The organism is Nocardia sp. NPDC127526 (assembly GCF_042672265.1).
Classification (GTDB): domain Bacteria; phylum Actinomycetota; class Actinomycetes; order Mycobacteriales; family Mycobacteriaceae; genus Nocardia.
On sequence record NZ_JBHXVO010000021.1, the window covers coordinates 34,577 to 59,686 of the forward strand.

Sequence of the window (25,110 nt, forward strand, 5' to 3'; positions counted from 1 at the left end):
TAGTCCGGGCCTTCGCATATTATGCGGCCATGTCTTCACCGGGGGCGCAGCAGATCACCGTGCGTCATGATGGAAACGAACGGGTCTTCGACGCGAGTCAGCAGATCACCATGGGGCGCGCCCCCGAAGTGACGCTGTTCGTGGACAGCCCGCTCGTATCGCGAGTGCACGCCACCCTCACCTTCGAGGCCGGGTCGTGGATGCTGACCGATAACGGCAGCACCAATGGTGTTTTCGTGGACGCTCGGCGACTGAGCGCTCCGATCGTCATCAACCGGCCCACCCAGGTGCGCCTCGGCGACGCCATCAGCGGGCCGCTGCTGCACCTGCTGCCGCAGGGGTCGCGGATACCCGCCCCGCCGATGACGCCGCCGCAGCCGCAACAGCGCCGCATGCCGCCCCCGCAGCAGCCGCCGCGCCAGCAGACCCCGCCGCCGGTGCAGCGGCCGCTCACGCCCCCGCAACCGCAGCCCCGCCAGCAGCCGCCGGTGCAGCAGCCCAGACATCAGGCGCCGCCGCAGGGCCGGCATCAGGCGCCGGCGCAGCCGAGACAGCAAGCGCCGCAACAGCCGCCGATGCAGCGACCGCAGACCCCGGCGCATCCGCAGCCCCAGCAGCAGCGGCCCGCGCCCGCGCACTCGTATCAGCAGCAACAGGTGCCGCCGCAGCAGCCGCCCGTGCAGCAGCCCCCGGTCCAGCAGCCCCCGGCGCAGCCCGCGATGCCCTTGCATCCCGACGCCCCGGATGTCATGAACATGACCGCCAAGGCGAATATCGCCGCGGCGCCGCCGGTCCGGGCGCGCGCCTCCACCGCGCCCATCGCCAAGGCCGACCGCCTGCCGCCCGGCGGCCTGAACATCGGTCGTACCAGCGACAATCAGATCGTCGTCAATGATCCGCTGGCCTCGCGCAAGCACGCCCGCCTGATCGGCGACCGGCAGGGCCTGACCATCGAGGATCTGGGTTCGGCCAACGGCACCTTCGTCAACGGCCGCCGGGAGCAGCGCACCGTCCTGCGCGAACGCGACATCGTCACCATCGGCAATGTCGACTTCGTCGTGCAGGAGGGCACCCTGGTGCACCGGCAGCGGCCGGTCGCCGAACAGGGCCTGCACGTGCACGGCATCGAATTCACCGTCGAGGGCAACAAGAAGCTGCTCATCGATGTGAACATGCAGGCCGGGCGCGGCTCGCTGACCGCGCTCATCGGCCCCTCGGGCGCGGGCAAGTCGACGCTGTCCAAGCTCATCGCGGGATCCACGCGGCCGTCCGCGGGCGTGGTCACCTTCGAAGGCCGCGATCTGCACGCCGAATACGACGCGCTGCGCTCCCGCATCGGCATGGTTCCGCAGGACGATGTGCTGCACAAACAGCTCACCGTCAAGCAGGCGCTCGGGTTCGCCGCCCAGCTGCGCCTGCCCCCCGATACCTCCAAGGCCGACCGGCAGCAGGTCATCGCCGGTGTGCTGGACGAACTTTCGCTCACCCAGCACGCGGACACCCGGGTGGACCGGCTGTCGGGCGGTCAGCGCAAGCGCGCCTCGGTGGCCATGGAGCTGCTGACCGGTCCGTCGCTGCTGATTCTCGACGAGCCCACCTCGGGCCTGGACCCGGCGCTGGACCGTCAGGTCATGACCATGCTGCGCGAGCTGGCCGATGCCGGGCGCACCGTCATCGTGGTCACGCACTCGGTGGCCTGCCTCGATATGTGCGATCAGGTGCTGCTGCTGGCGCCCGGCGGCAAGACCGCGTTCTTCGGGCATCCCGGCACGGTGCGCGACTTCCTCGGCACCAGCGACTGGGCCGAGATCTTCGGGCGGGTCGCCGCCGATCCGGACGGCGCCTTCGCGAATTACCGCTCCCGCCAGGCCTCCGCGCCACCGCCGCCGGCGGCCAAACCGGCGGCCAAGGCGCAGCCGCCGAAATCCAGTGCCTTCAAACAGTTCTCGACGCTGTCGCGACGGCAGGTGCGGCTGATACTCGCCGACCGCGGGTATCTCGCGTTCCTGCTGGTGCTGCCATTCGTACTGGGCGGCCTGTCACTAGTGGTGCCCGGCAGCAATGGCTTCCAGAAGGGCGCGCTGGTGCAGGCGCCCGATGGCAGCTTCGTGCTCAATGGCGGCAGCGAGGCGCAACAGCTGCTGGTGGTGCTGGTACTGGGCGCCTGCTTCATGGGCTCCACGCTGAGCGTGCGCGACCTGGTGGGCGAGCGGCCCATCTACTTCCGCGAGCGCGCGGTCGGATTGCGTTCCGGCGCTTACCTGATGTCCAAGGTCGTGGTGTTCAGCATTGCGGCGCTGCTGCAGGCCGCGGTCATGCTGGGCATCGTGCTGGCGGTCAAGAACGGGCCCGGACCGGGTGCGGTCATCTCCGCGGGCAGCGCGGAACTGTATATCGATGTCGCCATGACCGCGGTGACCTGCGTCGTGCTGGGTCTGCTGCTGTCGAGCATCGCCAGGTCCAATGAACAGGTGATGCCGCTGCTGGTGGTCGCCATCATGGCGCAGCTGGTGATGGCGGGCGGCATGATCCAGGTGACCGGTCGGCCCGTGCTGGAACAGATTTCGTGGATCTTCCCGTCGCGCTGGGGTTATGCCTCGGGGGCGTCCACCATCAATATCCGCGAGATCTTCCCCGCCGCGCAGCCCGACGCGCTGTGGAAACACCAGGCGTCGATCTGGTACCTGGACATCGGCGTGCTCGCGGGGATCGCGCTCGTGCTGATTCTGCTCACCTGGTCGCGATTGCGGTTGAAGAAGAAGTCGACCGCATGAGCAGGGTGCCGCGCGCGGAATTCGTCGAACGGGCAGACTGGTGGCTGTGACAGCTCGAGTTGGAGCCGTGCATCTCGGCTGGGACGTGGTTTCGGTGGCCGCCGGTGGCGGCGGTGCGCCCATACGCCCGGTTCAAGTCGAAGGCACCTACACACCGCCCGCGTACCTGCTGGCGGATTCGTCCGGCCGGCTGCACACCGCCGGCGTGGACCGGCGACCCGATGTGGGCATCGCCATCTCCGATGTGCGCGACATCCTCGGGCACCCGCAGATCGTGGTGGCCGGGGCGACCTGGCCCGCCGATCTGGTGTTCCGGGCGCGGCTGCACAATCCGCTCGCCGCGGTCGCCAAACACCTGGGCGGGCAGCCGGATGTGCTCGCGCTGCCGTTCCCGGACGAATGGCCCGACCCCCAGGTCGACGAATACGTGCGCCTGGTCGAGCAGCTCGGCGTGGTCGCCGAGGCGCTGCCGGAATCCGTGGCGCTGTCCGGGTACATCCGCGCCCTCGGCCTGGTCCGGGGACCCGGGCGCGGACCCGCCGTCGGCGCCACCGGCGTCTACTCCGACGGGCGTGAATGCCTCGTGGTGGCCGTGCACGGCGATGACGAGCAGCCCACCGAATCGGTGAGCGTGCCCATTACCGAGGCCGCGCTGCACGAGGCCCGCGCCGCCGACAATGTGGTCATCGAGGTGATGGCCGCCGCCCGCGCCATCGACGCCGACACCTCCACCATCCTGTTGTCGGGCAATGTGTGCTTCAACGACGCACTGCGCCTGGCCTTCCAGAACCATCTCGGCCATCGCTTCCAGGTGGCCGACCATCCCATGCATGCGCTCGTGCTGGGGGCGACCCATCTGCTGGTCGCCGACAGCGAAGCCGAGGGGTTCGCGGAACCCGCTGCCCGCCAACCGGATTCATCCGGTACCGGTGGGCAGCAAGCGGTGCGCGCTCCCGAGCACGGCCCGGCCGGGCAACCCGCGCCGAGCGGTCCTCGCCATGCCGAACACGGCCCGGCCCGGCCCGCGCAGCCCGCCACGGGGGAATTCGCGCCGCCGCGGCACAGCCACAGCACTCCGGTGGGCGCGTCGGCCCACCCTGTCCCGCAGGGGCAGCCTGCGGCGACACCCCCAATGGGTCAGACCGGGCAGACACCGCCGATGGGTCAGGCCGGGCAGCAGCCGGTCGGCCAGGCCGGGCAGCAGCAGCCTGTCGGTCAGTCGGGGCAGCAACCGGTGGTTGGCCAGGCCGGGCAGCAGGCGGCGGGACAGCCCGGGCAGCAGCCGGCGGGACAGTCCGGCGCGGAAGCGGGCGGCGCGGCGCGGCCGCTCGATCAAGGCCCCCGCAATGTCGCCCAGCCCCCGGCCGATCCGGCCGGGGTCGAGCAGACGCGGCGGATGACACCGGAAGAAGTCGCGCAGGCTCCCGTGGCCTCCCGCGGTGGATTGCCGCCCGGGCTGGCCGGAGTCGGCGGTCGCTTCACCCGTCCGCCGGGCACCCCCGCCGATGATCAGATGACGGCCGTGATGGGCCGCGGACCGCAGTCCCAGCAGGGCGATCAGCAGGGATCGCAGCAAGCCGGCGGGACGTACGGCCAGCCCGGCGCGCAGAGCTCCTACGGTCAGGGCCAGCCCGGTTATCAGGGCGGCCAGCCCGGCGGTTACGGCCAGGGCGGTTACGGCGCACCCGGAACATATCCCGGTCCTTCCGGAAACGCTCCTGGTCAGGGCGGTTCCATGTACGGTGGGTCGATGCCGTCCAGTGGGTCGCGTCCATCGCATCCGGGATCGCCGGAAGATGTCGCTGGGCAGCCGGATTCGGAGTCCGGCGCCGAGGGGGAGCGCAAACCGCGCAAGGGCAAGCTCTGGGGCAAGATGAAGGACAAGTTCGGCGCGCCCATCGTCATCGGCGCCACCGCGCTCACCGCCATCGGCCTGCAGACCGCCGACGCCCCGTCGGCCGGTGCGACCGCCGAACCGTGCGCCCTCGCCCCCTCGATCACCAATATCCCGCGGCAGGGCATCTCCGCCATCGACGAGCAGCAGGACGCGGAATGCCTGCGCCTGGGCATCGGCACCCTGCGCTATACGATTCCCGGCCCGGCGCGCGGCATCGATCCGGGTCCGCCCGTGCAGATCTAGCCGAGCTGGTCGTCGTCCATCCCGCCGAGACCCTGCGGGGTGGCCTCGCGCGGCGGCGGCTCCTTCACCCGATTTCGGGTGGGTACGTCCGCGCTGGTATCGTGGCTCGTTGGCGTGCGGTACCGCCGGGTCTCCCGGTGTGTTCCACGGGTCCCCGGGTCTCCACCGGCCGCCGGGACAAACTCGATCGCACGTTTGGCTGGCATCACATACGACAGACAGGGAAGCACTGTGCCTACGTACAGCCCCAAGGCTGGTGACGTGACCCGCAAGTGGTACGTCATCGACGCCACTGACGTAGTGCTCGGCCGTCTCGCCGTGCAGGCTGCGAACATCCTGCGTGGCAAGAACAAGCCGACCTACGCGCCGAACGTCGATGGTGGCGATTTCGTCATCATCATCAACGCCGACAAGGTTGCCGTCTCCGGCAACAAGCGCGACGACAAGGTCCTCTACACCCACTCCGGTCACCCGGGTGGTCTGAAGGGCCGTACCGTGGGCCAGATCCTGGACACCCGCCCCGACCGCCTGGTCGAGCGTGCCGTCAAGGGCATGATCCCGAAGAACAAGCTGGGCAACCGCATTGCCGGCAAGCTGAAGGTCTACGCAGGCCCGACGCACCCGCACGCCGCTCAGCAGCCCATCCCGTTCGAGATCAAGCAGGTGGCCCAGTGACCGCTCCTGAGGAATTCAACGACGACTACGTCGTCGAGGACACCGCCGTCGAGGTCGTCGAGGAAGGCGACGGTTACGAGGCCGAGGCCGAGTACACCGCTTCCTACGCCGCCCCGGTCGTGATCGATCGCCCGGTGCAGACCGTCGGCCGCCGCAAGGAGGCCGTGGTCCGCGTGCGCCTGGTGCCGGGTTCCGGCAACTTCGTGCTCAACGGCCGCACCATCGAGGATTACTTCCCGAACAAGGTGCACCAGCAGCTGGTCAAGTCGCCGCTGGTGACCGTCGAGCGCACCGAGACCTTCGACATCCACGCTCGCCTGGTCGGCGGCGGCCCGTCCGGTCAGGCCGGCGCGCTGCGTCTCGCCATCGCGCGTGCGCTGATCGAGGTCACCCCGGAGGACCGCCCCGCCCTCAAGCGTGCCGGCTTCCTGACCCGTGACCCGCGTGCCACCGAGCGCAAGAAGTACGGCCTCAAGAAGGCCCGTAAGGCGCCTCAGTACTCGAAGCGCTGATTTTGCGCCGTCCGGCTCTACCGTGCCCGGCCCTTCCTGGGGTCGGGCACGGTACGGTCTACACGGCAACCTGTACGAGAGCAGGCTCCCGGCAACGGTTTTCGCAACCGATGCCCCTTCTTTCCTTCTGGGCGCACCCCGCTGCGGAACGCAGCGGGGTGCGAGAGGCGGGGAGAGGGCCAAGGGCCTGCTCTCGTGCTATATCGACCGACCAGGGGTGAGGTTATGGGACGTTTGTTCGGCACCGACGGAGTCCGCGGGCTCGCCAATGACTCTCTGAGTCCTGAGCTGGCACTGCAGGTTTCGGCTGCGGCGGCGCAGGTTTTGAGCAGGGGGAAGAAGCGCGCCCTGGCCGTCGTCGGGCGTGATCCGCGCGCCAGCGGCGAGATGCTGGAGGCCGCGGTCACCGCCGGCCTGACTTCCGCTGGGGTGGACGTGCTTTCGGTGGGCGTACTGCCGACGCCGGCGGTCGCCTACCTGACCAGCGTGTACGACGCGTGCCTGGGCGTGATGATCTCCGCCTCGCACAATCCCATGCCGGACAATGGCATCAAGATCTTCGCCGCGGGCGGGCACAAGCTCGACGACGAGCTCGAGGATCGCATCGAGGCTTTGCTCGCCGAGGGCGCGTTCACGCGGCCCACCGGCGCGGGCGTGGGCCGGGTGCTGGGCGGACCGGGGCACGCCTTCGACACCGACAGCCGGTACAGCCTGGAAGGCACTCACGAACGCTATGTCGAACACCTGGTGGAGGCCACCGGGCGCGACCTGAGCGGTCTCACCGTGGTGCTCGACTGCGCGCACGGCGCGGCCTCGGAGGTCGGCCCGGCCGCGCTGCGCGAGGCGGGCGCCACCGTCATCGCCATCAATGCCGATCCGGACGGCCTCAATATCAACGACGGCTGCGGATCCACCCACCTCGACCAGATCCAGCGCGCGGTGCGCGAACACGGCGCCGACCTCGGCCTGGCCGTGGACGGCGACGCCGACCGCTGCCTGGCCGTCGACGCCACCGGCGCGATCGTGGACGGCGACGCCATCATGGCCATCCTCGCCCTGGCCATGCGGGACTCCGGTGAACTGGCCCAGCAGACCCTGGTCGCCACCGTCATGAGCAATCTCGGCCTGCACATCGCCATGCGCGCGGCCGGAATCGCGGTGCGCACCACCGCCGTCGGCGACCGCTACGTCCTCGAGGAACTCCGCCGCGGCGGCTTCACCCTCGGCGGCGAACAGTCCGGCCACGTGGTCTTCCCCCAATTCGGCACCACCGGCGACGGCATCCTCTCCGGCCTGCGCCTCATGGCCCGCATGACCCAAACCGGCTCCACCCTGGCCGAATTGGCCGCCGTAGTCGAGACCGTCCCCCAGGTCCTGGTAAACGTGCCCGTCTCCGACAAAGCCGCCGTAGCCACCGCCCCCGAAGTCCTCGAAGCCGTCTCCGAAGCCGAACGCGTCCTGGGCGACACCGGCCGAGTCCTCCTCCGTCCCAGCGGAACCGAACAACTCGTCCGCGTCATGGTCGAAGCCACCGACCCCGACCGCGCCCAACGCCTAGCCGACGATCTCGCCAAACTCGTAGCAGCGGTCTGAACCAAAGCCCGCAGGTCCATCCGACCTCCGAGAGAGCCTGCGCCCGGCCGCCGTTCCTCCGCTGGCTGGGTTTCCGGGCCCGGTCGCCGTTCCTGTGCCGGTGAGGGTCCCGGGCTCGGTCGCCGTTCCTTCGCTCACCAAGGGGGCTCGGGGGCTTAGGCCCCCGTCTTCTCTCCCCGCTAAGGGGGGTCCGGGGGCTTAGCCCCCGCTCTTCTTTCCACTCACCGAAGGTGAGGATCAGAGGGTTTCGGTGAGCTGACCGGCGTTCATGTTCCAGCGGCGGGTGGCGCGGACGTTGTCGAGCATGCGGCGGTCGTGGGTGACCAAGAGGACTGTGCCGTCGAAGGTTTCGACGGCCTGTTCCAGCTGTTCGATGGCGGGGAGGTCCAGGTGGTTGGTGGGTTCGTCGAGGACCAGGAGGTTCACGCCGCGCGCTTGGAGTAGAGCCAGGGCTGCGCGGGTGCGTTCGCCGGGGGAGAGGGTGTCGTTGGGGCGCAGCACATGTGGGCCGCGCAGGCCGAATTTGGCGAGCAGGGTGCGGACCTCGGCCTCCGGCCAATCGGGGACTTCGGCGCTGAAAGTATCGGCGAGCGTGGCGGTTCCGCGGAACAGGCCGCGCGCTTGATCCACTTCGCCGATCGCGACGCCGGAGCCCAGCATTGCGGATCCACTGTCCGGCCGGGTTTTTCCTAGCAGGAGTGACAGGAGGGTGGACTTGCCCGCGCCATTGGCTCCGGTCAGGACGATGCGGTCGCCGTAGTCCACCTGAACGGTGACCGGGCCGAGGGTGAAGTCGCCGCGCGCCACGGTCGCATTCGACAGCGTCGCCACCACCGTGCCGCTGCGCGGGGCGGCGGCGATGGACATGCGCAGCTCCCACTCCTTGCGCGGCTCCTCGACCGCGTCCAGGCGTTCGATGCGCTTGAGGGTCTGCTTGATCTTCGACGCCTGCTTCTCGGTGGATTCGGCGCGCGCCTTGCGGCCCATCTTGTCGGAGTCGGCCCCCTTGGCCTTGCGGCGGGTATTGCGGACGCCGTGTTCGAGCCAGTTGCGCTGCATCGTCGCGCGAGCCTCGAGCCCGGCCTTGGTGTCGGCGTACTCGTCATAGGCCTCGCGGGCGTGGCGGCGGGCGATGGCGCGCTCCTCCAGGTACGACTCGTAGCCGCCGTCGTAGCTGCCGACCTGCTGCTGGGCCAGATCGAGTTCGACGATGCGATTCACGGTGCGGGCCAGGAACTCCCGATCGTGGCTGATGACCATGAGAGGTTCGCGCACGCCGGTGACGAACTGCTCCAGGCGGGCCAGGCCGTCGAGGTCCAGATCGTTGGTGGGCTCGTCGAGCAGCAGGATGTCGAAGCGGGACAACAGGACCGAGGCCAGGCCGGCGCGGGCCGCCTGGCCGCCCGAGAGCACCGTCATGAGGGTGTCCAAGCCGTGCGGCAGGCTGTCGCTGAGGCCGAGTTCGGCGGCGGTCTCGTCGGCGCGCTGCTCGAGGTCCGCGCCGCCGAGAGCGAGCCAGCGTTCCAGGGCGGGCGAATACTCGTCTTCGCCGCCGTCGGCCAGGCGTTCGGCGGCCGTGTCCATGACGCGCTGCGCCTCGGCCACTCCGGTGCGCCGGCGCAGGAATTCCAGGACGGTCTCGCCGGCAATGCGTTCCGGCTCCTGCGCCAGGTATCCGACGGTCGCATCGGGCGGGCTGAGGGTGATCTCGCCCTCCGGCGCGCGGCCGTCGGCCAGTATGCGCAGCAGGGTCGACTTGCCGGCGCCGTTCACGCCCACCAGGCCGATCACGTCGCCGGGGGCCAACACCAGATCGAGGTCGGAGAACAGGGTCCGCTCGCCGTGTCCGGCCGCGAGTCCGCGCGCATGCAGAGTGGTGCTCACCTGGGGGATTCTGCCCTGCTCAGGGTTGCACCCTGACTCCGGGCCCGGTGAAGATCAGGGTGCGAATGGGTCATGGGACCGATGCCGGGGCGGCCGGGCGCGCGGAGAGTGGAGGTATGACGACACCGACCCCCACCCGCAAGCTCACCCGCTCGACCAGCGACAAGTGGATCGCGGGCGTGTGCGGCGGGCTGGCCGAGTACTTCGGCTGGAACGCCAATATCATTCGCCTGCTGTTCGTGCTGTCCTGCTTGCTGCCGGGCCCGCAGTTCATCATCTACCTGGTGCTGTGGCTGATCATTCCGAAGAAGCAGACCCCGACCTATCCCCAGGACGTGAGTTATCCACAATCGGTATGAAGGTGCTGCGGCGCTGATGCCCGAGTGACAGGATGATAGCCACGTCACTGCGGAGGAGCGCACATGGTCACATCGGGTGATCTGCCAGGCCTTGATCTGCCGAACCTCGACGCGCACACCGAACTCGGTGCGCTCGGCGCCGTGGAGCTACAGCACCCCACCCAGGACATCGATGGTGACGGCACCCTCGACACGGTGACCACCACCAGCGATAACGCCATGCAGGTGTGGACCGACCTGGACCACGACGGCTACGCCGACCACGTGACCGTCGTCGACAGCGGCGGCGACTACGCGGCCTGGGAGTTCCACCACCACCCGGACGGGTCCACCGAATGGGTGCGCACCGACGCGGGACGGCTGGGCAGATAGCCGAACCGGGGGGATTCGACCAAGGGGGGACACATGGGTGGATCGAACGCGCTCGGCGTCGACATCGACGCCCTGCGCACGACGGCCGCGAGCCTGCGCACGGGCGCGGGCACGCTGGCACAGGAATCACGCCGCATTGCCGAGCACACCTTCGGCCTCGGCCATGACCGGGCGGGCCGCAACTATTCGCGCCAGGGCATCGCCGTCCACGATGGCCTGGCGCGAATCGCCGCCGCCCTGCGCAACTGGAGCACCGCCGCCGCGGCCACCGCCGACGTATTCGACCGCGCCGCAGCCGAATACACCCGCATAGACCGCAACCGCACCACCGCCCTGTCAGGGGCACGCCCGTGACCTTCGACCCGGCGGGCAAGTCGATCGACGAAATCCTGGACCACGGCGCACCCGGCCTCCAGTACTGGGAACACTTCCTGCCCCTGTACGACAAGGCCTTCGACCCACCCGAGCCCATTGCCGTGACCGCCCTGCAAGCCGCCTACGACGAGCAGCGCGGCATGAACCTGGCCGAACTCGAAACCACCCGAACGGAATTGGCGAAAGCCCTCGACACCGCCGAATCCGGCTGGACCACCCAATTGGATCTCGCCCACCGACTCCCGTCCATCTGGACCGGCGGCACCGGCTCCGAAGCCCTCGCCATGGTCGACACCCAACTCCGCCGCGCCCGCGAAGACCTGGACGCCGCCCGCTCGGCCCTCACGGCCCTGAGCGACATGATCGACCCGCTCCGCCAAGCGGCCGTCACCAAGGCCGAACACGCCCTTGCCCTCCTGCCGCAAACGCCGGACGGCACAACCGAACTCACCATCGCCGGCCGCACCCCCGAAGATGTAGACGCCCTGCTCGCCGACAACTCCGACCCCTGGCTGACCGAAACCTTCCGCCCCGACGTGGAAACCAAGCTCGACGCCTTCAAGGCCGCCTGCACAACCACGAACCAGTGCTTCGAAACCCACTACGAAATACTGCTCACCGCCTTGAACCGGGTCATCGACATCCCCTACCCCCAACCGGTGGACCTCCTCATATCCCCGCCACCCGCCGACCCCGCGCCACAACCGGCGCCACAATCCGGCGGCCTCGCGCCACAGCTGCCTTCACACTCCAGCGGGCCCGCATCGCAGTCCTGCCCGGAAACCCCATCCGCCCCAGCCTCATTCGCCCCAGCGACCCAGGCGTCGCCGCCGACCGCGCAACAGAGCATTCAGCCACAACAAGGTCCAATCCCCGCAGCTCCGGTATCGACCCCCGAGGGGTCGACCTCTCCAGCCGCCGTTCCCGCCCCATCCGACCCTGCGGCATCGCTCCAATCCGGCCGGCATTTGAAATCACCACAATCCGAACCGGAATCGTCACCCGAGGACCCGAACCCCACGCAGTCATCCCAGCCGATGGAGGACTTGTCCACCACCCTCACGGCAGGCCTCTCCGGCCTGGTCGACCTCATCCGCTCCGTGATTACCGGCCTCGGCCTCGACAAACTCCCATCCCTCACCGACCTCCTCGAGCCCCAGAACCCGGTCACCGAACCCGACCCGGTCACCGAACCCGACCCGGAGGCCGAACCTGACCCGGAGGCCGAACCTGACCCGGAGGCCGAACCTGACCCGGAGGCCGAACCTGATCCGCCCGCCGACCCCAGCATCGAAACGTCACTGTCCGACGATCGCGAATCCGGGCCGGACGCTCCGCCTTCCGATCAAGCGCCCGATCCGTCCGAACTCAATAGTCAGCCACCTGCCCAGGGTGCGAAGTCCGCCGAGCCGAGCGTGCCGGAAGGCTGCGAAGCGCCCATTCCGGACCAACGCATGCCACCCGCCTCCCTGGAAAGCTGCCAGCTCGTCCCGCCGTCCGAGGACTGCCCGCCGGCCGGCACGCTGGCCGACGCCGCACCACGCCAAGACGCTCCTGCGCCAACGACTTGTCCCCCCTCCTCTCCGGGAGACAGCGCCGCGCCGCCGCAAGACGCCGCGCCCCACCCGGAATGCGGTACCACCCCACCCGGAAATCCCGTGCCGCCCAGCGAGATCCCCGCCCCCGCACCCAACCGGGCCCAGCCCGAGGGCACCCTGTCCCCACCAGGCGAATGCGTACCGCCCGGAAGCGCCCACAATCCGGAAGGTACGAGCGGCCAAAAGGACGAAACCGGACCTCCGGAGCAGGGTCCCCCACCATCGGGCAATATCGCTGTGCCCGAATGCGATCCCGCCCCGCCCGGCAGCAACCCTCTGCCGCCCGACAAGGAACCAGCGCCCCTCGGTGCCGATCCGAGCCCACCCGGACAAGGGACATTGCCGCCGGAAGCAGCATCGCCACCAGCCGATAGCCCCGGGACGCCAGTGGATCCGGTGCCACCCCTCCGCGATGGCGGCTCGAGCGTCGAAATCCCAGACGGCGGAGTGGAAATCCCGGAAGTCGTGGAATGATGACGATGCCTGTCAACGAGTTCGCGCGGAGCGGCATTCCCCCGGCGGATGACATGGTCGGGATCCGTACCAGGCTCTACGGCGATGCCGCAGCTGGCCGATTGCCCGGGTGCGTCGATGAATCCGGTGCAACCGCTCAGTGATGGCGGCTCGAGCGCCGAAATCCCGGAGCGCGACCGAACTGGTAGATCGCTGGCCATCCCCAGCCCACGTCGATTACCTGATGCCAGCGGATGACGCAGCGGGGATCCGTACCAGGCTCTACGGCGACGTCGCGCAGGCCGATTGCCCTCGCGCGTCGGTGAATCCGGCTTCACCCTCAGCGATGGCGGCTCAGGGATCGCGATACCTGCCGCTCGTCTGATCCGAACTGTCCGCCGACAGCCCTGATGCGCCGGGTGAACCGGTGCCAACCCGCAGCGGTGGCGAATCGAGTGTCGAGATCCCGGGCGGCGCAAGGGACATGTGAAACATCGCCGACCGGGAACTGGTGGCGGTGACACGCCGGAGAAGCCCGCCACCAGTTCCCGGTCGATGGTGTTTCGGATCGGCGTCGGCGTCGGACACGGTGGCAGCCCGTCCGCGCGCGGGGTCTCGCGCGAAGCGGCTATTTGCGGAGAGCTTGGACCAGTTGGAGCAAGGGAAGTTTCTGGGGCTTTTCTTCCGGTTCTTCCTCCACCGCGTCGGGGTCGACGAATTGGGTGTGGGGGATGAGGGCTTCGGGGTCGGCGAAGGGTTTGTATTTCTTGTCGCCGAGGACGGTGTAGTTGAGGTAGCCGGTGAGGATGGCTCGGGTGAGGCGTTCGGTTTTGGGTTCGTGTTTGCCGGCGCCGAGGGCGGCCAGGGCGCGGCGGCCTTCTACCAGGCCGTTGTTGGTGGCCTTGTCGACCGAGCGGAGGAGGGCGTCGCCGCCCCAGGCCGCGGCGAGGGGGACGGCGTTGGAGGTGACCGAGGTCAGATCGGTGGCGCCGGCCAGGATGAGGGCGGGGGCCTCGATGGCGGGGGCGAGGGATTCGCCGGAGGGGGCGGTGGGGGCGGGGTAGAGGGCGGCTACGGCGGCTACCTCGCGCTGGGAGGCAGCGATGACGGCCGCGCCGGCGCCCATGCCGTGGCCGGCGAGGGCCAGTTTGTCGGGGTGGACGCTGATGTCGCCTACGCCCAAGCGCACGCCGGTGCAGATGTCCAGGGCGGTGAGCAGGTCGGTGGCGAGGTTGAGGTGGGAGGGGATGGGGCCGCGTTCGGTGTCCGGGGCGGCGGCCACATAGCCCCAGGAGGCGAGGTGCTCCAGGAGTCGCCGGTAGTTCGCCGCACCGGCCAGCCAGCCGTGGCCGAAGGCGACCGCCGGTAGGTTGAGCCCCTTCTCGGGGGTGTAGACGACGCCGGGCTGCCCGGCGATACCGAGGTTGCCGCGCAGCACCTGGTGCGGGCCACGCGCGGTCAGGGTGCTCAGGAGCGTTTTCACAGACGGCGACACGACGTTGAACTTATAGGATGCGCGCGAGCTTGGGGCGTTTCGCCCGGTCCCGGTCACATCCGGATTCGCGTGTCGAACCTGCCCGGTTAGGCTGGTGACCCATGTGCGGAATCGTGGGGTACGTGGGGTATCGGGATGCCCTCGGCGTAGTAGTGGACGCGTTGCGCCGCATGGAGTATCGAGGTTACGACTCCGCCGGAGTGGCCATTCTGGACGGCGCCGGCGGGCTCGCCGTCGAGCGCAAGGCGGGCCGCCTGGCGAATCTGGAAGCCGAACTGGCGGAATCGGGCACGGCCCGCTTCGCCGGCGCGACGGGCATGGGCCACACCCGCTGGGCCACCCACGGCGCGCCCACCGACCGCAATGCCCACCCGCACCGCGACGGCACCGGCCGGGTCGCGGTGGTGCACAACGGCATCATCGAGAACTTCGCGCCGCTGCGCCGCGAACTCGAAGAGGCCGGAGTCGAACTCGGCAGCGACACCGACACCGAGGTCGCCGTGCACCTGGTCGCCCGCGCCTACAACAAGGGCGACACCGCCGGTGATTTCGTCGCCTCCGCCCTGTCGGTGCTGCGCCGCCTGGAGGGCGCGTTCACCCTGGTCTTCGCGCACGCCGACCATCCCGGCACCATCATCGCCGCCCGCCGCAACACCCCGCTGGTGGTCGGCGTCGGCAAGGGCGAGATGTTCATCGCCTCCGATGTCACCGCCTTCATCGAACACACCCGCGAGGCCGTGGAACTCGGCCAGGACCAGGCCGTGGTCATTACCGCCGACGGCTACACCGTCACCGACTTCCACGGCGCGACCGACGGCGTCCGCACCCGCCCGTTCACCATCGACTGGGATCTCGCCGCCGCCGAGAAGGGCGGCCACGACTACTTCATGCTCAAGGAGATCGAGGAGCAGCCGGCCGGTGTCGCCGACACCCTGATCGGCCATTTCGCCGACGGCAAGATCATTCTCGATGAGCAGCGCCTGGCCGATCAGGAACTGCGCGAATTCGACAAGGTCTTCGTGGTCGCCTGCGGCAGCTCGTATCACGCGGGCCTGCTCGCCAAATACGCCATCGAGCACTGGACCCGCCTGCCCGTCGAGGTCGAGCTGGCCAGCGAATTCCGTTACCGCGACCCGGTTCTGGACCGCTCCACGCTGGTAGTCGCCATTTCGCAGTCCGGCGAGACCGCAGACACCCTCGAGGCCGTCCGGCACGCCAAGGAGCAGAAGGCGCGAGTCCTGGCCATCTGCAATACCAATGGCGCGCAGATTCCCCGCGAATCCGACGCCGTCGTCTACACCCGCACCGGCCCGGAGATCGGCGTCGCCTCCACCAAGGCGTTCCTGGCGCAGATCACCGCCAATTACCTGGTCGGCCTGGCCCTCGCGCAAGCCCGCGGCACCAAGTACCCCGATGAGGTCGCCCGCGAATTCGCCGAACTCGAGGCCATGCCCAAACTCGTGGCCCGCGTGCTGGAATCGGCTCCGCAGGTGCGCGAACTCGCCCGGCAGCTCGCACACGTCCCCACCGTGCTGTTCCTCGGCCGCCACGTCGGCTACCCGGTGGCGCTCGAAGGCGCGCTGAAGCTCAAGGAATTGGCGTACATGCACGCCGAGGGCTTCGCCGCCGGTGAACTCAAACACGGTCCCATCGCCCTGATCGAGGACGGCCTGCCGGTCATCGTGGTCATGCCCTCCCCGAAGGGCCGTGCCGTGCTGCACTCCAAGCTGCTCAGCAATATCCGCGAGATCCAGGCCCGCGGCGCCCGCACCATCGTCATCGCCGAGGAGGGCGACGACACGGTGCGCCCGTTCGCCGACCACCTCATCGAAATCCCGGCGGCCCCAACTCTTTACCAGCCGCTGCTGTCGACCGTTCCACTCCAGATCTTCGCCGCCGAAGTGGCGCAGGCGCGCGGCTACGACGTCGACAAGCCGCGCAACCTCGCGAAATCCGTGACCGTCGAATAACTTCCGGTTCCGCTCGGAACAGAAAGCCCCGCAGCTCTGAGAAGGCTGCGGGGCGTGTCATATCGGTAGGGGCGTCTACTCGACCGTGATCGTGCCCTTCATATCCGGATGCAGCGGGCACAGATACCGGTAGGTCCCCGGCACGGTGAACGTGTAACTCCACTCGCCCTTGTGAATGATCGGGCTGTTGATCCCCATGGCCACATCCCCGATCCCCTGCACCGCATGCGGCGCCTTGTCCTCGAACTTCCAGGTGACGGTGTCCCCGGTCTTGACCGTGAGCGCGGCCGGGGAGAACTTCATGTCCACCACATCCACCGTCATCGTGGCAGGCGTACGCGGCCCCGACGTGGCGGCCGCCGTCGAACTCGCCGCCGTCGAGGTGCCCGCGGTCTTCGACGAGTCGGACCCGCACCCGCCGAGCGCTAGCGCCCCCGCCACCACGGAAACGAGGAACAGGACGCGCACGGACGAGTAGTGGCGGATAGGCATGCGGCCAGCGTAACCCCCACGATTAGCCCGCTATTCGCAGGCAGCCGCTCCCGCCGCAGCAACGGCGTGCCGCTCCCGCTCGGCGGGAATGGGGTGTTGGTTGCACGGCCTGCGTTGGGGTGCGGGTCGCACGGCCTGCGTTGGGGTGTCGGTCGCACGGCCTGCGTTGGGGTGTCGGTCGCACGGCCTGCGTTGGGGTGTTGGTTGCACGCCCTGCGCTGAGGCGTCGGTCGCACGCGCCGAGTTGAGATGTTGCCATGCCGCCGAGCGGTGCCGCCGCTCGAATTCACCGTGATCCGCCGCTCGCATTCACCGTGATGGCGTGTCGCTCGCAGGCGCCGTGCTGGGGTGTCGCGATGGCGGTCGCCGCCTTCGCGCGGTGAGGCCGCTCGCCGCCGGCCCCGGAGCGTACGCTGGCGTCGTCGCAGCCAGGCGGGGCCCGTCCCCGCGCAATCCTCGTCGCGGGAGGCGAACGATGACCACACCGGCGGTACGCGGGTACTACACGGCCGACGAGGTCCGCGCGGCCGAGGCCGAACTGTTCACTCGGATCCCTGCCGGAATGCCCATGCGCCGAGCCGCTTTCGGCCTGGCCGACGTGGTGGCGCGCGAACTGCGCGAGCGCACCGGGGGAGTGGCGGGCCGCACGGTCACCCTGTTGGTCGGCTCCGGCGACAACGGCGGCGACGCCCTCTGGGCGGGATCGTTCCTACGCCGACGAGGCGTCGCGGTCCAGGCGGTCCTCCTGTCACCCGAGCGCGCCCATACCGCCGGACTCGCCGCCCTGCGCCGCGCCGGCGGTCGCGTGCGTGACGACCTCGGCAACCCGGACCTGATCATCGACGGCATCGTCGGCATCTCCGGCCGCGGCCCACTCCGCCCGAACGCGGCGGAACTCGTTGCCTCCGTCGATGTCCCGATCATTGCCGCCGACCTGCCCAGCGGCGTGGACCCGGACACCGGCGCGGTCACCGGCCCCGCGGTCCGCGCCGAGGTCACGGTCGCCTTCGGCGCCTACAAGCCCGTCCATGCTCTCGCCGCACCCTATTGCGGCCGAATCGAGCTGGTACCCATCGGATTACACTTGCCGGAGCCGAATCTCGCTGCGCTGGAATCTGCTTCGATCGGTGCGGCTTGGCCCGTTCCCGGCGCGAGCGACGACAAGTACACCCAGGGCGTCACCGGCGTCTGCGCCGGCAGCTCCACATATCCCGGCGCCGCCATCCTCTGCACCGGCGGCGCGGTCGCCGCCACCTCCGGCATGGTCCGCTACGCCGGCACCGGCTCCGACCAGGTCCTGTCCCACTTCCCGGAAGTCATTGCCGCCCCGACCGTTTCGGAGACCGGCCGCGTCCAGTCCTGGGTCTTCGGCCCCGGCGCGGGCACCGATGCCGCCGCCCGCGACCGCCTGGCCGAAATCCTGTCCACCGACCTGCCAGTGGTCGTCGACGCCGACGGCCTCACCCTCCTGGCTGCCGATCCGAGCCTCCTCACCGCCCGCACCGCCCCCACCGTCCTCACCCCGCACGCCGGTGAGTTCACCCGCCTCACCGGCGACGAACCCGGCCCCGACCGCGTGGCCGCCGTCCGCAAACTGGCCGATTCCTGGCAGGTGACGGTTCTCCTGAAGGGCCGCGCCACCCTGGTCGCCGCCCCCGGCCGCCCGGTCTTGGTCAACGAGGCAGCCGGTTCCTGGGCCGCCACAGCAGGTTCCGGCGATGTCCTCTCCGGCATCATCGCCGCCCTCCTGGCCGCCGGCCGCGACCCGGCCTGGTCCGCGGCCGCCGCCGCCCGCGTACACGCCCTAGCCGCCAATATCGCCGCCCACGCCACCACAGTCGCGGGTTCACCGATTTCGGCCTCACCGCTGCTGTCCCACATCCGCGAGGCCATCGGGGTACTCCGCGAAGTCGCGACCTCCTGAGGGGCCGCACCACCCTGCCCGGGCCGCACCACCCTGCCCGCCTGACTGTCCGCCCGCTCGCTGATCTGCTCGCTCGCTGGTGTTTGCCCGCTAGCTGACCCACTCGCCCACTGGTGCGGTCATGAACTGGCGTGGTCACGAGCCCGTCGAGTCACCAGCCCGGCCCGGTTCCCAGCCCGGCCCGGTTGCCAGCCGGTGCGGTTGCCAGCTGGTGCGGTTGCCAGCCGGTGCGATTGTCGGCCGGTCCGGGTCACCAGCCCGTCTGGTCACCAGCCCGTGCGCCTGTGTGTTGGTCCGCCGCAGGCGAACTGTCAATAAACGGCAGGGAAGACAGTTGGTCCACTCGCTGTGTGGGTTCGGGGCCGTCTCGATTTTGGACTGAGTGGAGCGTGCGTCGGAGCGGGGGAGCGAAGCGGAGGAGCTCCGGCGTGCGCGGAGGGAGGGAAAAATCGAGACCGTCAGGCCCCGAACCCCGCCGGAGCGAAGCGGAGGCAAATTAAACACAGCCACGAGCGGTCCCGATCAGACCCGCCCTCAACAGCTCTCAGCCCGCCCGGCGTCCTGCAGGGCGGCCCGCGCCGCAGCGATGACAGGGTGGTCACCAGTACCGCGCCGATAGGCGAGGTGCGTCCGCCGATAAGTAGGCAACGCAGTAAGGGCAACCCCCGCCGGCACCGCCTGCACCCCCAACTCCGGCACCAGCGCCACCCCCTGCCCCGCAGCAACCAGCGCCAGCACAGTCCCGAAATCATCCGCATGGTGCCGGATCCGCGGCGTGAACCCCGCCGCAAGGCAGGCCCGAACCGTCATGGTGTGACACAGCGTCCCGGGCGTCCCAGCAATCCATGGCGAATCCCGGTGATCAGCAAGCGAATCCGTCGTCCGCGCCGCAAGGTGAACGGTTTCGGTCAACAACGGTTCGGTATCCAGCCCAGGCTCAGGATCAATAGGCACATAGTCGTACTCCTGAACCAACGCGATATCAAGCGTCCCAGCCCGCAGCGCCGCAGGCGCAGCCGCCGGATCGAGCTCGGTGACAAGCAATTCCAATCGCGGATGATCCCGACTCAAACTGACCAGCGCAGGCGACAGAATGGTCCGGATAGCAGTAGTGAACGCCCCGATCCGCAGCGCCCCGGTGAGTTCGGTTCGAGCCGTGGCGAGTTCGGCACTCGCCTGCTCCATGATCGCCAGCACCGATTCGGCATGCTCGACCAGCCGCAGCGCGGCCGGAGTCAGCGTGACGCTGCGCCCCGTGCGCTCCAGCAGCGGCACCCCGGCTTCCCGCTCCAACGCCGTGAGCTGTTGCGACACCGCCGACGGCGTATAGGACATGGCCTCGGCGACCGCCGCGATCGTCCGATGGTGGGCGAGTTCACGCAGCAGGCGCAGGCGCCGCAGATCGAGCATCAGTTCAGCTTAAGCTCGAAACCAGAAACGTGAAATAGACCTGATGCGATTCGCCATTCACGCTGAATGCATGACGCTCACAGGATTGTTCGTCCCCCTGGTCACCCCGTTCACCCCGACCGGCGAGGTGGCCGCGGCCGCACTGGAAACCCTGGCCCACGAGGTGCTCGAGGCCGGCGCGCGCGGGATCGTCGCGCTCGGCACCACGGCCGAACCGGCGACCCTCACCGGCGCCGAACGCCGCCTGGTCCTCGATATCTGCGGTGCCGTGTGCCGGGAACGCAAGGCGCCCTTGATCGTTGCGGCGGGATCGAACGTGACCGCCGATTCGGTGCGCACGCTCGCCGCCTTCGATGATCGCATCGCCGCCGCGCTCACCGTCGTGCCCTACTACAACCGTCCGTCCGAAGACGGTGTGGTCGAACACTTCCGGCGCGTGGCCGCCGTCAGCCCGGTGCCACTGCTGGTCTACCACGTCCCCTACCGCACCGGCCGCCCCCTCAGCGCCGAAACCCTGTGCCGCCTGGCCGAACTGCCGAATATCGCCGGATTCAAATACGCCGCCGGCGGCATCGACGATTCCACCATCGCCTTCCTGAGCCGGATCCCCAGCGATACCGCCGTCCTCGCGGGCGACGATCTGCACGCCGCGCCCCTGCTCGCGCTCGGCGCCACCGGAGGCATCCTGGCCTGCGCGAACGTGGCACCGGCCGGCTACGCCGAACTCATCTCCGCCTGGCGGACCGGCCCGCTCGATCGCGCCCGCACCATCGGCAACAGACTCGCCCCACTCGCCGCGGCATTGTTCGCCGAGCCCAATCCCACTGTCCTGAAAGGAGTGCTCGCAGCACAGGGCCGCATCCCCACCGCCGACGTGCGGCTGCCCCTGCTCCCCGCGCACGAGACCACGGTCGCGGCCGCACTGCGCGCCCTCGACGGCGTCTACACGGTGGTGTGAAAGGTGACCCAATGATCTCGTGCGGGCCGGGTAACTCACCGGCTACGACCGAAATAGGTCCGGCTCCCGACCGCCGGCACGCGTTGCCGACGATGGGCGGCTCTCAGCCGGGCGCCAAAGTCGCGGGGAGGCGGGACCGTAGGATCGATGGTGTGAACAGCCCTGAACCGCAGGTGGAGACCCTCGTCGATCTGGATGCCATCGCCCACAACGTCCGCATTCTGACCCGGCATGCCGGGGAGGCCGCGGTCATGGTGGTGGTGAAGGCGGACGGGTACAACCACGGGGCCGCCGAGGTCGCCAAGGCGGCGCTGGCGGCGGGGGCACGCGAGATCGGGGTGACCACGGTCGCCGAGGCCGTCGCCCTCCGCGAGGCGGGCATCACCGCGCCGATTCTGTGCTGGCTCAACACTTCCGACGTCGACTACGCGAAGGCCGTCGCGAACGATATCGAGATCGCGGTGTCGTCGGTGGCGCATCTGGAAGCCGTGGCCGCCGCGGCGCGAGCGACCGGGCGCACCGCGATCGTGACGCTGAAGGTGGACACCGGCCTGAACCGCAATGGCGCCTCGCCGACGGAATACCCGAAGGTCCTGGAACTGCTGAAGCAGCTCGTCGCGGCGGGAACCGTGCGCTTCCGGGCGATCTTCTCCCATCTCGCGCTGGCCGACGAGCCGCAGCATCCGGCCAATGACATGCAGCGCGCCCGATTCCTCGAATACATCGCCACCGCGAAGGAATACGGCCTGGAACCGGAGCTGGTGCATCTGGCCAATTCGGCGGCCACGCTGACCCGCCCGGACCTGGCCTTCGACATGGTGCGCCCGGGCATCGCCGTCTACGGCCTGTCGCCGGTGCCGGAGATCTCCGACTTCGGGCTGCGCCCGGCCATGACCTTCCGCGCCCGCGTCGTGCTGGTGAAGCGGGTCGCGGCCGGTGAGGGCGTCTCCTACGGCCACGAATGGATCGCGGACCGCGACACCACGGTCGCCCTGGTTCCGGCCGGGTATGCCGACGGCGTGCTGCGCCCGCTGGGCGGCCGGATCGACGTCTCGCTGCGCGGGAAGCGGTATCCCACCGTGGGCCGGGTGTGCATGGATCAGCTGGTGGTGAACCTCGGCGCGAACGCGGACGGCATTCGTGAGGGTGATCACGCGGTCCTGTTCGGCGGCAATGACGGCGATCCGCATCCGCAGGAGTGGGCGGATCTGCTCGGCACCATTCACTACGAGGTGGTGTGCTCTCCGCACGGCCGGACGGTGCGCACCCATATCGGCGGCGCCGCATGATCACCGACAGTCGCGGCCACCGGATGCTCCCCACCGTCGAGGACACCGAGAAGCTCGGACAGGAGCTGGCCGCCCAGTTGCAGGCCGGTGATCTCGTCATCCTCGACGGCCCGCTGGGTGCGGGCAAGACCGCGCTCACCCGTGGCATCGCCGCCGGTCTCGGCGTCCAAGGCCGGGTCAGCTCACCGACTTTCATCATTGCCCGGCAGCATCGCGCGGGCGCCGAACCGGGTTCCATCGGCCTGGTGCACGTGGACGCCTACCGCCTCGGCGGCGATCTCGACGAACTGGACGCCCTCGACCTGGACACCGATCTCGACGACGCCGTGGTGGTCGTCGAATGGGGTCTGGGCGTCGTCGAGCATCTGGCCGACCGGCATCTGCGCGTCCTGCTCCGCCGCGAACCCGACTCGGATGTGCGCACCGCCGAATGGGAGTGGGTTTCGGCCAACTAGCAGGTCGGGAGTGGGACGCACGGACCGAGTGGCCGCTATCACCCGGTATTGTTGACGCAATCATGCTTGTACTGGCTGTCGACACCTCGACTCCGGCCGTGACGGCGGGACTGGTGGAACTGGAACCGGCGGACGCCGAGACAACCGCACCTCGAATCACCACGATCGCCGCGAAGGTGACCGTGGACGCTCGCGCGCACAATGAGGTGCTGACTCCGCAGATCCTGGCCTGCCTCGCCGAATCCGGCCGGTCCCGTGCCGATATCGCCGCGGTCGTGGCCGGTGTCGGGCCCGGCCCGTTCACCGGTCTGCGCGTCGGCATGGCCACCGCGGCCGCCTTCGGGGACGCGCTGGGCGTGCCGGTTTACGGCGTGTGCAGCCTCGACGCCATTGCCGCCGACACCGAGAGCTACCTGCGCGACCAGGCCGAACCGGTCGAACTGCTGGTGGTCACCGACGCGCGCCGCCGCGAGGTGTACTGGGCCCGCTACCGGGCTGTCTCCGATGCGGCGCTCGCCGGGCCCTCCGTGGTTACGCAAGCCGCCTCCTCCGGGCCTGAGGTTCGCGCCATGGGCCGCGTGCAGGGCCCCGAGGTCGGCAAGCCCGCCGATCTGGATCCGGGCACCGCGACCGTCATCGCCGGTTCGGCCTCTCATGTCGACGACTTCGATCTGCCGGTATTGCCGGTGGAGACCCCGTCCCCGGCCGGTCTGGTGCGCTGCGCCGCCGCCGATGTGCTGGCGGGCCTCACCCCCGAACCGCTGGTTCCGCTCTATCTGCGCCGCCCGGATGCGGTGGAGCGCAGCTATGCGCAGGTGGGCCGATGACCATCCGCATCGAAGCGATGCGGCCGTCGGATGTCGTCCGCTGCGCCGAGCTGGAACAGGTGCTGTTCCCGGAAGACGATCCGTGGCACGAGGTCTCGTTCCTGTCGGAGCTGGCCGGGCCGCACAATCGCTACATCACCGCCTGCGATGACGACGACCGCATGGTCGGCTACGCCGGCATCGCGCTGCTGGGCACCCTCGAACATCCGGAAGCCGAAATCCACACCATCGGCGTGGATCCGGAGCTGCACCGCGCCGGCATCGGCACCCTGCTGCTGGAAGCGCTGCTGGCCGAGGCCGGACGCCGCGGCGGGCCGGTCTTCCTCGAGGTGCGCACCGACAACACGCCCGCCATCGCCCTGTACGAGAAGCACGGCTTCCACATCATCGGCTTGCGCAAGAACTACTACCAGCCCAGCGGCGCCGACGCTTACACCATGCGCCGCCCCGAGTTGACCGGTTTCCCGCAGGACGCGGGGTTCGTGCAGGAAGCCGGATCCGCGAACGAGGTCTTGTCATGATCGTCATGGGTATTGAAAGCTCCTGCGACGAAACCGGAGTCGGCATCGTCCGCCTGCTCCCGGACGGCAGCTGCGAACTGCTCGCCGATGAGGTGGCCTCCAGCGTCGACCAGCACGCCCGCTTCGGCGGCGTGGTTCCCGAGATCGCCTCGCGTGCGCACCTCGAGGCCATTGTCCCGGCCATGCGGCGTGCGCTGGCCGCGGCGAATATCGACAAGCCCGACGCGCTGGCCGTCACCATCGGCCCGGGTCTGGCCGGTGCCCTGCTGGTGGGCGTCGCGGCGGCGAAAGCCTATGCCGCGGCGTGGGATATCCCCTTCTACGCGCTCAACCACCTCGGCGGCCATGTCGCCGTGGACACCCTCGAGCACGGTCCGATGCCGGCCGCGGTGGCCCTGCTGGTCTCCGGCGGCCACACCCACCTGCTGCACGTCACCGATCTGGGTCGGCCCATCGTCGAACTCGGCAGCACCGTGGACGATGCCGCGGGCGAGGCCTTCGACAAGGTCGCCCGACTGCTCGGACTCGGCTATCCGGGCGGACCGGTGTTGGATTCCATTGCCGCCGAAGGCGATCCGCACGCCATCGCCTTCCCGCGCGGCATGACCGGCCCCCGCGACCCGCGCTACGACTTCTCCTTCTCCGGTCTGAAGACCGCGGTGGCCCGCTATGTCGAAGCGGCGCAACGCGACAACCGGGAACTGCCCATCCCCGATATCGCCGCCTCCTTCCAGGAAGCCGTGGCGGATGTGCTCACCATGAAGGCCATTCGCGCCGCCGAGGACGTCGGCGTGGACACGCTGGTCCTGGGCGGCGGCGCCACCGCCAACTCCCGCATCCGCTCGCTCGCCGAAGAGCGCTGCACCGCAGCCGGTGTGACGCTGCGCGTCCCCAAGCCCCGCCTGTGCACCGACAACGGCGTCATGATCGCCACCCTCGGCGCGCACGTGATCGCCGGCGGCGCACAGCCTTCCGAACTCACCGTGGCCACCGATCCGGGCCTGGCCGTGTCGACCAGCCAGCTCTGACCCGTC

Annotated in this window: 21 protein-coding genes; 17 read left to right on the plus strand and 4 right to left on the minus strand. The window is 69.5% G+C overall.

The genetic code is table 11. From position 1 onward, the window contains the following. Positions 1-29 precede the first annotated feature (29 nt). From ACFVIV_RS27555 to glmM, 5 genes are all read left to right on the plus strand, one after another. Complete coding sequence (locus ACFVIV_RS27555) at positions 30-2,774, plus strand: ATP-binding cassette domain-containing protein (RefSeq protein ID WP_379201159.1); 2,745 nt, start codon at positions 30-32, stop codon at positions 2,772-2,774. 46 nt (positions 2,775-2,820) lie between these two features. Further along, the gene (locus ACFVIV_RS27560; RefSeq protein ID WP_379201161.1) at positions 2,821-4,914 is read left to right on the plus strand and encodes a hypothetical protein; all 2,094 of its coding nucleotides are present in this window, start codon (positions 2,821-2,823) and stop codon (positions 4,912-4,914) included. Positions 4,915-5,145: 231 nt separating this feature from the next. After that, positions 5,146-5,589 (plus strand): 50S ribosomal protein L13, encoded by a 444-nt coding sequence (gene rplM, locus ACFVIV_RS27565; protein ID WP_379201163.1) that lies wholly within the window; start codon positions 5,146-5,148, stop codon positions 5,587-5,589. Then, complete coding sequence (gene rpsI / locus ACFVIV_RS27570) at positions 5,586-6,101, plus strand: 30S ribosomal protein S9 (protein ID WP_379201165.1); 516 nt, start codon at positions 5,586-5,588, stop codon at positions 6,099-6,101. Before rplM ends, rpsI begins: the two co-directional genes overlap by 4 nt. A 225-nt stretch (positions 6,102-6,326) precedes the next feature. Further along, positions 6,327-7,694 carry a phosphoglucosamine mutase gene (gene glmM / locus ACFVIV_RS27575; RefSeq protein WP_379201167.1) on the plus strand — a complete coding sequence of 456 codons (1,368 nt, stop codon included), beginning with the start codon at positions 6,327-6,329 and terminating at the stop codon, positions 7,692-7,694. A 237-nt stretch (positions 7,695-7,931) separates the two neighbouring features. On the opposite strand, the gene ACFVIV_RS27580 is transcribed toward glmM, so the two are convergent. Beyond that, positions 7,932-9,578, minus strand: coding sequence for an ABC-F family ATP-binding cassette domain-containing protein (locus ACFVIV_RS27580; RefSeq protein WP_379201169.1), 1,647 nt, complete (start codon positions 9,576-9,578; stop codon positions 7,932-7,934). Positions 9,579-9,694: 116 nt separating this feature from the next. On the opposite strand from ACFVIV_RS27580, the gene ACFVIV_RS27585 reads away from it, so the two are divergent. The 4 genes from ACFVIV_RS27585 to ACFVIV_RS27600 all read left to right on the plus strand — a co-directional run bounded on the left by ACFVIV_RS27585 (position 9,695) and on the right by ACFVIV_RS27600 (position 12,756). Beyond that, positions 9,695-9,937, plus strand: a complete 243-nt coding sequence (locus ACFVIV_RS27585; RefSeq protein WP_379201171.1) for a PspC domain-containing protein — start codon at positions 9,695-9,697, stop codon at positions 9,935-9,937. Positions 9,938-10,000: 63 nt separating this feature from the next. After that, the gene (locus ACFVIV_RS27590) at positions 10,001-10,309 is read left to right on the plus strand and encodes a DUF6802 family protein (protein WP_379201173.1); all 309 of its coding nucleotides are present in this window, start codon (positions 10,001-10,003) and stop codon (positions 10,307-10,309) included. Positions 10,310-10,342: 33 nt separating this feature from the next. Then, positions 10,343-10,663, plus strand: coding sequence for a hypothetical protein (locus tag ACFVIV_RS27595; RefSeq protein ID WP_379201175.1), 321 nt, complete (start codon positions 10,343-10,345; stop codon positions 10,661-10,663). Then, positions 10,660-12,756 (plus strand): hypothetical protein, encoded by a 2,097-nt coding sequence (locus ACFVIV_RS27600; protein WP_379201177.1) that lies wholly within the window; start codon positions 10,660-10,662, stop codon positions 12,754-12,756. The genes ACFVIV_RS27595 and ACFVIV_RS27600 overlap by 4 nt, the downstream gene beginning before the upstream one ends. Before the next feature lie 607 nt (positions 12,757-13,363). Here ACFVIV_RS27600 and ACFVIV_RS27605 read toward each other — a convergent pair. Further along, positions 13,364-14,230: a dienelactone hydrolase family protein gene (locus ACFVIV_RS27605; protein WP_379201179.1), complete on the minus strand. Its 867-nt coding sequence runs from the start codon at positions 14,228-14,230 to the stop codon at positions 13,364-13,366. A 101-nt stretch (positions 14,231-14,331) separates the two neighbouring features. On the opposite strand from ACFVIV_RS27605, the gene glmS reads away from it, so the two are divergent. Continuing rightward, positions 14,332-16,200 carry a glutamine--fructose-6-phosphate transaminase (isomerizing) gene (glmS, locus tag ACFVIV_RS27610; RefSeq protein ID WP_379201181.1) on the plus strand — a complete coding sequence of 623 codons (1,869 nt, stop codon included), beginning with the start codon at positions 14,332-14,334 and terminating at the stop codon, positions 16,198-16,200. Positions 16,201-16,275: 75 nt separating this feature from the next. Here the strand turns inward: glmS and ACFVIV_RS27615 are convergent, their stop codons facing one another. Next, positions 16,276-16,692 (minus strand): plastocyanin/azurin family copper-binding protein, encoded by a 417-nt coding sequence (locus ACFVIV_RS27615; protein ID WP_379201183.1) that lies wholly within the window; start codon positions 16,690-16,692, stop codon positions 16,276-16,278. Between the two features lie 475 nt (positions 16,693-17,167). Here ACFVIV_RS27615 and ACFVIV_RS27620 point away from each other — a divergent pair, with 475 nt between their 5' ends. Then, positions 17,168-18,616, plus strand: coding sequence for an NAD(P)H-hydrate dehydratase (locus ACFVIV_RS27620; RefSeq protein WP_379201185.1), 1,449 nt, complete (start codon positions 17,168-17,170; stop codon positions 18,614-18,616). Between the two features lie 534 nt (positions 18,617-19,150). Here ACFVIV_RS27620 and ACFVIV_RS27625 read toward each other — a convergent pair. Continuing rightward, positions 19,151-20,026 (minus strand): LysR substrate-binding domain-containing protein, encoded by an 876-nt coding sequence (locus ACFVIV_RS27625; protein WP_379201187.1) that lies wholly within the window; start codon positions 20,024-20,026, stop codon positions 19,151-19,153. A gap of 70 nt (positions 20,027-20,096) precedes the next feature. On the opposite strand from ACFVIV_RS27625, the gene dapA reads away from it, so the two are divergent. The 6 genes from dapA to tsaD all read left to right on the plus strand — a co-directional run bounded on the left by dapA (position 20,097) and on the right by tsaD (position 25,104). Further along, positions 20,097-20,984, plus strand: a complete 888-nt coding sequence (gene dapA, locus ACFVIV_RS27630; RefSeq protein ID WP_379201189.1) for a 4-hydroxy-tetrahydrodipicolinate synthase — start codon at positions 20,097-20,099, stop codon at positions 20,982-20,984. A 152-nt stretch (positions 20,985-21,136) separates the two neighbouring features. Then, positions 21,137-22,273 carry an alanine racemase gene (alr, locus tag ACFVIV_RS27635; RefSeq protein WP_379201191.1) on the plus strand — a complete coding sequence of 379 codons (1,137 nt, stop codon included), beginning with the start codon at positions 21,137-21,139 and terminating at the stop codon, positions 22,271-22,273. Next, the gene (gene tsaE, locus ACFVIV_RS27640) at positions 22,270-22,728 is read left to right on the plus strand and encodes a tRNA (adenosine(37)-N6)-threonylcarbamoyltransferase complex ATPase subunit type 1 TsaE (protein WP_379201193.1); all 459 of its coding nucleotides are present in this window, start codon (positions 22,270-22,272) and stop codon (positions 22,726-22,728) included. Before alr ends, tsaE begins: the two co-directional genes overlap by 4 nt. A gap of 62 nt (positions 22,729-22,790) precedes the next feature. Continuing rightward, positions 22,791-23,555, plus strand: coding sequence for a tRNA (adenosine(37)-N6)-threonylcarbamoyltransferase complex dimerization subunit type 1 TsaB (tsaB, locus tag ACFVIV_RS27645; protein ID WP_379201195.1), 765 nt, complete (start codon positions 22,791-22,793; stop codon positions 23,553-23,555). Further along, the gene (rimI, locus tag ACFVIV_RS27650; RefSeq protein ID WP_379201197.1) at positions 23,552-24,076 is read left to right on the plus strand and encodes a ribosomal protein S18-alanine N-acetyltransferase; all 525 of its coding nucleotides are present in this window, start codon (positions 23,552-23,554) and stop codon (positions 24,074-24,076) included. Before tsaB ends, rimI begins: the two co-directional genes overlap by 4 nt. Further along, positions 24,073-25,104 carry a tRNA (adenosine(37)-N6)-threonylcarbamoyltransferase complex transferase subunit TsaD gene (gene tsaD / locus ACFVIV_RS27655; protein ID WP_379201199.1) on the plus strand — a complete coding sequence of 344 codons (1,032 nt, stop codon included), beginning with the start codon at positions 24,073-24,075 and terminating at the stop codon, positions 25,102-25,104. The genes rimI and tsaD overlap by 4 nt, the downstream gene beginning before the upstream one ends. Positions 25,105-25,110: the final 6 nt, after the last annotated feature.